Origin of the sequence: Cytobacillus sp. S13-E01 (genome assembly GCF_029193815.1) — a bacterium.
In the GTDB taxonomy this organism is placed as follows: Bacteria; Bacillota; Bacilli; order Bacillales; family Bacillaceae_L; genus Bacillus_BV.
The window spans coordinates 1-8,425 of sequence record NZ_JARFVC010000061.1 but is presented as its reverse complement, the minus strand read 5'-3'; the positions used below and the strand labels follow the sequence as shown (position 1 = coordinate 8,425).

Here is an 8,425-nt window from a genome sequence, read left to right as displayed (position 1 = left end):
TCCTCCTCCTCTAAAATACAAATAAAGTTCTGTTAGTCCATTAAAGTGCAGTCTTATTGAAATTTGAAATACTGAGAAAAACAGAGAAAACAAGAGAAAAACCTTACTTTAATGAGGGAGTATAAAAATTTGAACCTAGTTTTAGTGTCTAGCTCCGGGCGCCATCGGCTCGAGGTCATAAGCCAATCCCTTCCCGAAGGCAAAGAACGCCTTCAGTCAGGGCTCGTCTTATGCTTGTCGCCGATAGGCGGGCGCCCTGCGCTTTTCTTATCTATTTTAAAGAAACTTTGTTATAGTATCTAGCTCCAGGAGGCATCGACTCGAGGTACGTCGGGTGAGAAGGCTCCCTGGGCTTTTCTATAATAGAAATGAGGGTTCATAATGAGTCAGATTATCGCAACATATTTAATTCATGATCGATCACATAACCTTAAAAAAAAGGCTGAAGGGATTGCGCTTGGACTTACAATAGGGTCTTGGACTGATTTGCCAACACTTGAACAAGAACAGTTAATGAAGCATAAAGGGCAAGTAATTAGTATCGAAGAACTTCCAAAGGATGAGCGAGTAAATACCTATTTAGGCAAAGAAGTAACAAAAGGGAAGATTAAGATCGCCTATCCTAGTGCTAACTTTAGTTTAGACCTTCCTGCCATTTTGACAACGGTATTTGGAAAACTGTCACTTGACGGTGAAATTAAGTTACTTGATTTAGAGTTTTCAGAAGACGTAAAAGCCGACTTTCCTGGACCGAAATTTGGCCTTGAAGGAATTCGTGGAATTCTGGGGGTATATGACCGTCCCCTCGTAATGAGTATTTTTAAAGGGGTTATCGGACGAGATTTAGCTTACCTAAGAAGTCAGTTAAGAGAGCAGGCACTTGGTGGAGTGGACATTATAAAAGATGATGAAATCTTATTTGATAATGAGTTAACTCCGTTTGAACAAAGAGTTTTAGCAGGTAAGGAAGTTTTAGAGGAAGTATTTGCGGAAACAGGACATAAAGCAATATATGCAGTTAATCTATCAGGACGTACATTTGAGCTTAAGGAAAAAGCGAAAAGAGCCGTAGAATTAGGTGCAGATCTAGTATTATTTAACGTATTTGCATACGGGTTAGATGTTTTACATAGTCTTGCTGAGGACCCTGAAATTACAATCCCAATTATGGCGCATCCAGCAGTAAGTGGAGCTCTAACGCCTTCCGAATTTTATGGAATTGATAATCAATTGCTATTAGGGAAGCTACTTCGCTACGCGGGAGCAGATTTGGTGCTATTCCCTTCACCATATGGAAGTGTAGCATTAAACCGTGACGAGACACTTGGTATTGCGGATGAATTAACGAAAGAAGATAATCGTTTTAAAACAGCATTCCCTGTTCCATCTGCTGGAATTCACCCTGGTTTAGTACCGGTGCTAATTCAGGATTTCGGAAAAAATAGCATTATTAATGCTGGTGGCGGAGTACATGGTCATCCTGATGGGGCAGTTGGAGGTGGCAAAGCATTTAGAGCAGCGGTTGACGCAGTATTAGCAGGAAAAACTCTACAGGAAGCTGCGCAAGATAACAGCTATTTGCAAAAAGCGATTGAGCTTTGGGGTATTCTTGAGGTGAAGTCATGACAAAGCCTGTAGTTTTTTGTGATTTTGATGGGACGATTACCAATAGTGATAATATCATTGCCATTATGAAACAGTTTGCTCCACCTGAATGGGAAGCAATAAAGGATGATATCTTAGCACAAAACATATCAATACAAGAAGGCGTAGGAAAGCTATTTTCACTATTACCGTCATCATCTAAAGAAGAAATAACCTCCTATATACTTGATGAAGCTGTCATTAGACAAGGGTTTAAAGAATTCGTGGCATTCACAAAAGAAAAGGGTATTCCACTTTATATAATTAGTGGAGGAATTGACTTTTTTGTTTACCCATTACTTGAGGGGTTAATTGACCAAAGCGAAATTTATTGTAATGGTTCTGATTTTACAAGTGAAAACATAACAATCCTTTGGCCGCATAGTTGTGACGATGGATGTTTGAATGGGTGTGGCTGTTGTAAGCCTTCACTGATGAGAAAACTTGCTAATGTTGAAGATTACAAGATTGTAATTGGTGATTCAATAACAGACTTACAGGCTGCTAAGCTAGCTGATGAAGTTATTGCAAGAGACCTTTTATTAGCGAAATGCCAGCAATTAGATTTAAAACATACAGCTTTTTCTACTTTTTATGAGGTTATTGATGTTCTTGAGAAGAAATTGGAGGTTAACCCCGCATGAGTATCTTATTAAAAAGATGGAATGAGCTTGCTGATGTGAAAGATGAATTGGCCGGTCGTGATTGGTTTTATGGTACGAGTGGAAACTTGTCAATTAAAGTAGGGAATAATCCACTTACGTTCTTAGTATCAGCTAGTGGTAAAGATAAGAGAAAACGTACCGATGAAGACTTTTTATTGGTCGACCATAAGGGTGAATCGATAGAACAAACACATTTAAAACCTTCAGCTGAGACCCTTCTACATGTAGAAATATATAGCCGAACAAATGCAGGCTGTAGCCTTCATGTTCACACGATTGATAATAATGTGATATCAGAGCTTTACGGCGAAGAGGGTGCTGCTGTATTTAAAGGTCAAGAAATCATTAAAGCTCTTGGTAGATGGGAAGAGAATGCGGAGATTCGAATCCCTATTATTACAAACCATGCAAATATCCCTACACTTGCTGATGAACTAGCCTCATATGTTGAAGGTGATGCAGGGGCGGTATTAATTCGAAATCATGGTATTACTGTATGGGGAAGAACTGCATTTGAAGCAAAGAAACATTTAGAAGCCTATGAGTTTTTGTTTAGTTACCATGTTAAGCTTCTTTCTTTAAAGCGATAAAGAATCAAAAAATTAAAAATTACAAATGTAGGAGGAATTGAAAAATGGCAAACATTAAAATCCGTAACACAGGGGAACGTATTGAAGGCTATCAAAATGTTTCAAAATTTTTAGAGGATCAAGGTGTATTATATGAGCATTGGGATACTAGTAAATTACCAGCTCAGCTTCAAGAAAATTGCAAAATAAATGATGAGCAAAAAGAACAAGTGTTATCAGTATTTGAAGAAGAAATTAAATCACTAGCTGGGAGAAATGGCTATCATAAATGGGATGTTGTAGCATTGTCAGAGGCAACTCCAAATCTAGAAGAGTTATTAAAGAAGTTTGAACAAGTTCATGTTCATACAGAAGATGAAGTTCGGGCAATTACTGCTGGTAACGGAATCTTTGTCATAAAAGGCAGCGAGGAACTAGGTTATTTTGATGTCGAATTAGAGGCTGGAGATGTTATTTCAGTTCCGGTTGATACCCCACACTTCTTTACATTAAGAGAAGACCGCCAAGTTGTTGCAGTTCGTCTGTTTATCGATCCATCTGGATGGGTTGCGCATCCAGTCCAAGATCCACAATTTACTGGATCCAATTAATGAGGAAAACTCCTTTCGTAATGAAAGGAGTTTTTTTAAACCTTATAAAAATCTGGAAAAAGGGAGTATTTCATGAGACGATTGCAGTGACAGATATGATTGCTATTGTAATTGAGGGAGAAGGACTAACACCGGAAGAATTTATGCCGTTACTTTAGAGTTATGATTAAATAGATTTAATATTATGAATATTATTTACTGATCTTGTATTTTATGTTACATTTGGTATTATATGTTCTTTTTTTAAAGTATTTTTACTAATAATATAGGTAGATATACATTTCTACCACGAGGAGTGGGATTATATGAAAATTCGTTATAACTATGTACCAAAAGCTGAAGTTAAATACTGTGAAGACACAGTTACTGTAACTGAAGCTTATGAATTCTTAAAAGAAACAGGCTATCGCTCTGTACCAGTATTGTCTAATGGAGGAACTACGTTTAAAGGATTAATCTACAAAGTTCATCTTTTAGACTTTTTATATGAGCAAAAAGGTTCACCTGAAGATAGTATTGAATCACTGGTAAAAAGTCAAGAGGGCTTTATATACGAAGAAGATTCATTTTTTAAGACGTTTTTAACAATCCGCCGTTTACCATTCCTGGCTGTTTTAAACGAGAAAAATGATTTTATTGGGATTATTACACATGCAAATGTCATGGATGTATTAGAGGATTCATTCGGAATGAAAACGGGTGGTTACACCCTTACAATTGCGACTATTGAACATAAAGGCGCAATAAAAGATCTCGTAAGCTTAATTCAGGATATCAACATTGATGGTTTACTTACCTTGGATAACGGTGAAAAGTATCTCCGTCGTATCGTAATAAACTTACCAGATGATATTTCTGAAGAAAAATTAACTAAAATTGTTAAAAAGATCGAAGAAAAAGAATTCCGTGTTACCCATGTGGATCACATCAATAAGTAGATAAAGGAAAATCCCGTTAGCAATCTAATCGGGATTTTTTTCTGCCTTTTTTAGGAAGCCTTTGACTTGGTGTCAGAAATAGGTAAAGTAATTTTGTCTTTAGAAGTCGTAAAGACATATATACCTAAAATTACAATAACACTCCCAGCTGTTTGCGTTAGAGTCAATTTTTCGCCTAAAAAGAAGTAGGCTAATAGGGCTGTAAACATAGGATTAAAGTTTAAAAACATTCCTGACTTTACACTTCCAATTTTTTGAATCCCAATATTCCAAAAAATCATTGCAAGTACAGTGGCACCAATCGAGGAATAAAGAATTGCCCACCAAAAAGAGGGTGTAGGGTTTGATATTCCATCAGTTGATAACATAAATGGTAGATTTATAGCAACACCAAAAATTCCGGACCATAATGTTGCTTTATATGGTGAAACATATTGCATTGCTTTTCGTGCAGCTATTGAATAAAGTCCCCATATTGCAACGGCTGCTAACATAAACAAATCCCCTCTATTGAACTGAAGTGCCAATAGCTTGTTAAGATCCCCATGTGAAATAACAATAATAATACCAAACAATGATATGAGCATGGCTGTTAGTTGGCGAATAGATAGTTTATCGCGATAAAAGAAAAATGAAGCAATTGCAATCGAGATCGGATTTAACGTTGATAATAATCCGACATTATCTGCTGATGTATATTCTAAAGCTAAGAACATTAAATAGTTAAATAAGAGAACACCAGTAAGCCCCATTAAAATAAGAGGGATTATCGCTTTAATAGGAAACGTTAGTGATCTCTCTTTCCACCAAACAAAGGGGATTAAACAAAGTACCGCGGTTACCCATCTCATTTCTGTAAGTAAAAGAGCAGAGCCGTGATTAACAAGGAATTTTCCTGCTACAAAATTCCCTGCCCATAAAAGACTGGTGAAAAGTAATAAAATATAATATTTTGATTGTGATTGCATGTTATCCCCATCCATAATGGTGTCGTCCACCTATAGTCTTTATATCTAGTAACAGATTGATCACATTTTATGAACTAATCGAGTGTTATTTTTTATAATGCCGTAAACATGCTCATTTGTCTACGGAGTAATCTATCATTTTTTGTCGAAATTGATAACTGGGAAAAAGAGTAATATGACAGTATATGCAAGGTCAGTCACAAATAGTTCATAAAGTTTTTAAAAAAATTGTCTAATATTGCGATTCTATTTACATATATAGAAGAATTTGTAATAATTCACAGAGTAAGAACTGTTAAGGTATGAAGGGGTTGTTGAGTTTGGCAAGTGTTAAGGTAGAGGACGAAGAAAAATTACTATTATATATCACGCTAAAAAGGGAAGAAATGATTAAACTAGCTACGAATACTGGGTTCACAAGTGATGAAACGATAAAATGCAGCCAAGACCTAGATCTATTATTAAACAAATATCAACGAATTAAGGTGTTAACTAAAAAAAGAAAGAACTTTCGGCAATTTATGAGATGCTGTAACCGTCAAGTGAAAATGAACACTTTTTGCTAATTAATTTTGAACACTTTCGTTCCCAAAAATGGAAGAACGATGTTTCATTCGGTAACTTTTTTCCTCTCTAAAATGAATCACTTCTGCCCGATGGATGAGTCTATCTAAAATGGCTGTTGTAATGCCAGGATCACCTAATAATTCTCCCCATTCTTGAGGCCCTTTGTTCGATGTTATAATGACAGAAGATTTGTCATATAGGTCATTAATCAAATGAAAAAACAGATTGGCTTCACGAGTATCCATTGCCATATACATCAAATCATCAATAATGATTAAATGGGAGTCTCTGATACGTTTCATCCTTGTCTGTGACTTTCTTGTAAATTCCTCTGTTTTTAATGTGTGAATGAGTTCACCCATAGATATAAATGACACCTTGTATCCTTGATGAATAGCTTCTATTCCTAGTGCCGTTGACAGGAGCGTCTTGCCCACCCCTGTTGGTCCTAAAAGGATAAGGTTGTATAATTGATCTAGCCATGCGAACTCCTTTAATTGGTTGATTTGCTTCTTGCTTAGTGATTGCTGCTCATTCAGATTGAATGCCTCAAGTGTTTTATAAAAAGGGAACCCAGCCCATTTTAGTCTCTTTTCAATTTGTTTCTCATCACGACGCTTTTGTTCGTAAGCCGTCAAGTGGTCAATAAACATTCGGTACGTCCAATCCTCTGTTTCCGCTTTCGAAATCAGCTGGGGGAGGTAGGTGGCGCTTTCTGCCCACCTTAAGGAACGTAAACGGTGTTGCAGCTGTTCAATGGAATGATTCATTTGTATACACCCTCTTCCAGTAAAGCTATATATTCATTTATATCTCGAGTCTGTGGTTTTGTATTAATTACAGATTGATCGGTTGCATAGATTGGTTTCAACTGTTCACCCGTTCGATCCTCTGGTTTGCTGTTTACTTGGCGTTGGCGTTTGACATGTTGGATGATATCGCTAAATTCAGTCGCACTATACAGCCCCCTGTTGACACATTCCTTTAAAGCATCACTCGCAAACTCTGGCTCAGATTGAAGCACCTTTGAGATGAGTTGAAGTTGATCACGAATATACCGCGGGTAATTACGATGGACTTGAGTTAGAAATTCAGTCGCGAGCTCCACATCCTCAAATTTCTCGGAAACACTAGTTATGAAAACAGCTATGCCTTTTGTGCGATCCCGTGTGTGCTGGCGATCTTGAATCAGTTTACCTTTCTCGTGACTAATCTTATGGTAGGCAATTACAGGCCCTTCCTTTTCTTCTCGAACAAGTAAATGGTTCTTATCTGTCACTTCGATATAAACTTCTTTATCTTTCTTATGGGTTCCGAGAGGAACAGAATACCGATTTGATAGGTAGAGAATAGTATTGTCCTTCCTAACGGTTCTTGTTATACTTGAATCAATACTTGAAATAGTAATTTTTGTAGTGACCGGTCTTAAGTGTTGTTTTTCAAGGTTAAACACTTCGACTGGTCTCTTTTTTGTTGTATTGTGAACTTTACCATTTCCTGTTCTTTCAAGCCATGCGATGCCCTGTTCATTCCACTGATCGATATTGTGAAAGGCACGATTCTTAGCGAAGTTTTTCTTTATAAAACCAACCACGTTCTCAATTCGCCCCTTGCTTTCAGGATCCGCCTTGCGGCAAACATGAAGGACTAATTTCCTTTCTTCACGATAAGCTTGAAATTCACCAGTAAGAATTAGGTCTCCAGCATTCTCGCTGACTACCATAAGAGAGTCTTGATCATAAACAATTTCGTGAGGAATACCCCCAAAAAACTGAAAGGCATTTTCATGCGTTCGAATCACATCTTTCGTAGTGAAAGGCCTGTCCAACCACTCGGCATATTTATACCGGGAGTGCGAAAGTACAAAACTAATGAAATATAATTTGACCTCTTTTCCATCTGATGTCTTTTGTATAGTTTGGCCAAAGTCTACCTGAGCTTGTTTCCCCATCGGAGGGTCTGGAACGGCTTCGTAGACACGTTTTGTTTCTGTTTTAGGAAGCGAATATTTCTCCCGTAATTCTTTAACATAACCACGTACTGTGCTCTCAGCCACCTCTATACCCTTATATTTTTCGAATAACCAGTCATGAACTTGAGATGCAGAGAGATCAGGATGTTCACTTAGCCATGTTTGAATAACCATCTCATATGGATCAAGCTTTTTTGCTCTTGTTTTTGTTGATGCCATCCATGAACTCATTTCATCCGGCGATTTTTCTAAATATTTGTAAACGGTTGTTCTTGAAATCCCTAGCTTTTTAGCGATCCTCCTTATCTTAAACCCTTGTTGTTTTAATTGATAAATCTCCATATACACTTTCCACTTTTCCACCTTTCAGTTCCCTCCACTTGTGATGATAATTCTGATAATCTATCACATTATACAATGTTTGGAGAAAAATTTTTAATAGTATAGGGGGAGGTCGCCGCATTGAAAGTGGTGCCGCCCCTCCCCGGGGC

Annotated in this window: 10 protein-coding genes; 7 read left to right on the top strand and 3 right to left on the bottom strand. The window is 37.3% G+C overall.

The genetic code is table 11. The features are described from left to right. Nucleotides 1–381 precede the first annotated feature (381 nt). The 6 genes from mtnW to cbpA all read left to right on the top strand — a co-directional run bounded on the left by mtnW (nucleotide 382) and on the right by cbpA (nucleotide 4,427). Nucleotides 382–1,626 carry a 2,3-diketo-5-methylthiopentyl-1-phosphate enolase gene (gene mtnW, locus PY093_RS20850; protein WP_275647677.1) on the top strand — a complete coding sequence of 415 codons (1,245 nt, stop codon included), beginning with the start codon at nucleotides 382–384 and terminating at the stop codon, nucleotides 1,624–1,626. Continuing rightward, nucleotides 1,623–2,288: a 2-hydroxy-3-keto-5-methylthiopentenyl-1-phosphate phosphatase gene (mtnX, locus tag PY093_RS20845; RefSeq protein WP_275647676.1), complete on the top strand. Its 666-nt coding sequence runs from the start codon at nucleotides 1,623–1,625 to the stop codon at nucleotides 2,286–2,288. Before mtnW ends, mtnX begins: the two co-directional genes overlap by 4 nt. After that, entirely contained in the window at nucleotides 2,285–2,899 is a 615-nt protein-coding gene (locus PY093_RS20840) for a methylthioribulose 1-phosphate dehydratase (protein WP_275647675.1), read from the top strand. The genes mtnX and PY093_RS20840 overlap by 4 nt, the downstream gene beginning before the upstream one ends. Nucleotides 2,900–2,943: 44 nt before the next feature. Beyond that, nucleotides 2,944–3,489 carry a cupin domain-containing protein gene (locus PY093_RS20835; RefSeq protein ID WP_275647674.1) on the top strand — a complete coding sequence of 182 codons (546 nt, stop codon included), beginning with the start codon at nucleotides 2,944–2,946 and terminating at the stop codon, nucleotides 3,487–3,489. Nucleotides 3,490–3,509: 20 nt separating this feature from the next. Next, the gene (locus PY093_RS20830) at nucleotides 3,510–3,647 is read left to right on the top strand and encodes a hypothetical protein (RefSeq protein WP_275647673.1); all 138 of its coding nucleotides are present in this window, start codon (nucleotides 3,510–3,512) and stop codon (nucleotides 3,645–3,647) included. 147 nt (nucleotides 3,648–3,794) lie between these two features. Beyond that, nucleotides 3,795–4,427 carry a cyclic di-AMP binding protein CbpA gene (gene cbpA, locus PY093_RS20825; protein ID WP_275647672.1) on the top strand — a complete coding sequence of 211 codons (633 nt, stop codon included), beginning with the start codon at nucleotides 3,795–3,797 and terminating at the stop codon, nucleotides 4,425–4,427. A 50-nt stretch (nucleotides 4,428–4,477) separates the two neighbouring features. Here cbpA and PY093_RS20820 read toward each other — a convergent pair whose 3' ends face one another. Continuing rightward, nucleotides 4,478–5,410 carry a DMT family transporter gene (locus tag PY093_RS20820; protein ID WP_275647671.1) on the bottom strand — a complete coding sequence of 311 codons (933 nt, stop codon included), beginning with the start codon at nucleotides 5,408–5,410 and terminating at the stop codon, nucleotides 4,478–4,480. 305 nt (nucleotides 5,411–5,715) lie between these two features. Between PY093_RS20820 and PY093_RS20815 the strand changes: the two genes are divergently transcribed. Continuing rightward, complete coding sequence (locus tag PY093_RS20815) at nucleotides 5,716–5,961, top strand: aspartyl-phosphate phosphatase Spo0E family protein (protein ID WP_275647670.1); 246 nt, start codon at nucleotides 5,716–5,718, stop codon at nucleotides 5,959–5,961. On the opposite strand, the gene istB is transcribed toward PY093_RS20815, so the two are convergent. Then, on the bottom strand, nucleotides 5,962–6,732 hold the full coding sequence (gene istB, locus PY093_RS20810) for an IS21-like element helper ATPase IstB (RefSeq protein WP_275647388.1): 771 nt from the start codon (nucleotides 6,730–6,732) through the stop codon (nucleotides 5,962–5,964). It lies immediately after the preceding gene. After that, nucleotides 6,729–8,297, bottom strand: a complete 1,569-nt coding sequence (gene istA / locus PY093_RS20805) for an IS21 family transposase (protein ID WP_275647389.1) — start codon at nucleotides 8,295–8,297, stop codon at nucleotides 6,729–6,731. Before istA ends, istB begins: the two co-directional genes overlap by 4 nt. Between the last annotated feature and the right edge of the window lie 128 nt (nucleotides 8,298–8,425).

Bases quoted from the DNA above. Each gene is read 5' to 3' on its own strand.
- mtnW (WP_275647677.1), top strand. From the start codon at position 382: ATGAGTCAGATTATCGCAACATATTTAATTCATGATCGATCACATAAC.
- istB (WP_275647388.1), bottom strand. From the start codon at position 6,732: ATGAATCATTCCATTGAACAGCTGCAACACCGTTTACGTTCCTTAAGG.
- PY093_RS20830 (WP_275647673.1), top strand. From the start codon at position 3,510: ATGAAAGGAGTTTTTTTAAACCTTATAAAAATCTGGAAAAAGGGAGTA.
- PY093_RS20820 (WP_275647671.1), bottom strand. From the start codon at position 5,410: ATGGATGGGGATAACATGCAATCACAATCAAAATATTATATTTTATTA.
- cbpA (WP_275647672.1), top strand. From the start codon at position 3,795: ATGAAAATTCGTTATAACTATGTACCAAAAGCTGAAGTTAAATACTGT.
- PY093_RS20840 (WP_275647675.1), top strand. From the start codon at position 2,285: ATGAGTATCTTATTAAAAAGATGGAATGAGCTTGCTGATGTGAAAGAT.
- PY093_RS20835 (WP_275647674.1), top strand. From the start codon at position 2,944: ATGGCAAACATTAAAATCCGTAACACAGGGGAACGTATTGAAGGCTAT.
- mtnX (WP_275647676.1), top strand. From the start codon at position 1,623: ATGACAAAGCCTGTAGTTTTTTGTGATTTTGATGGGACGATTACCAAT.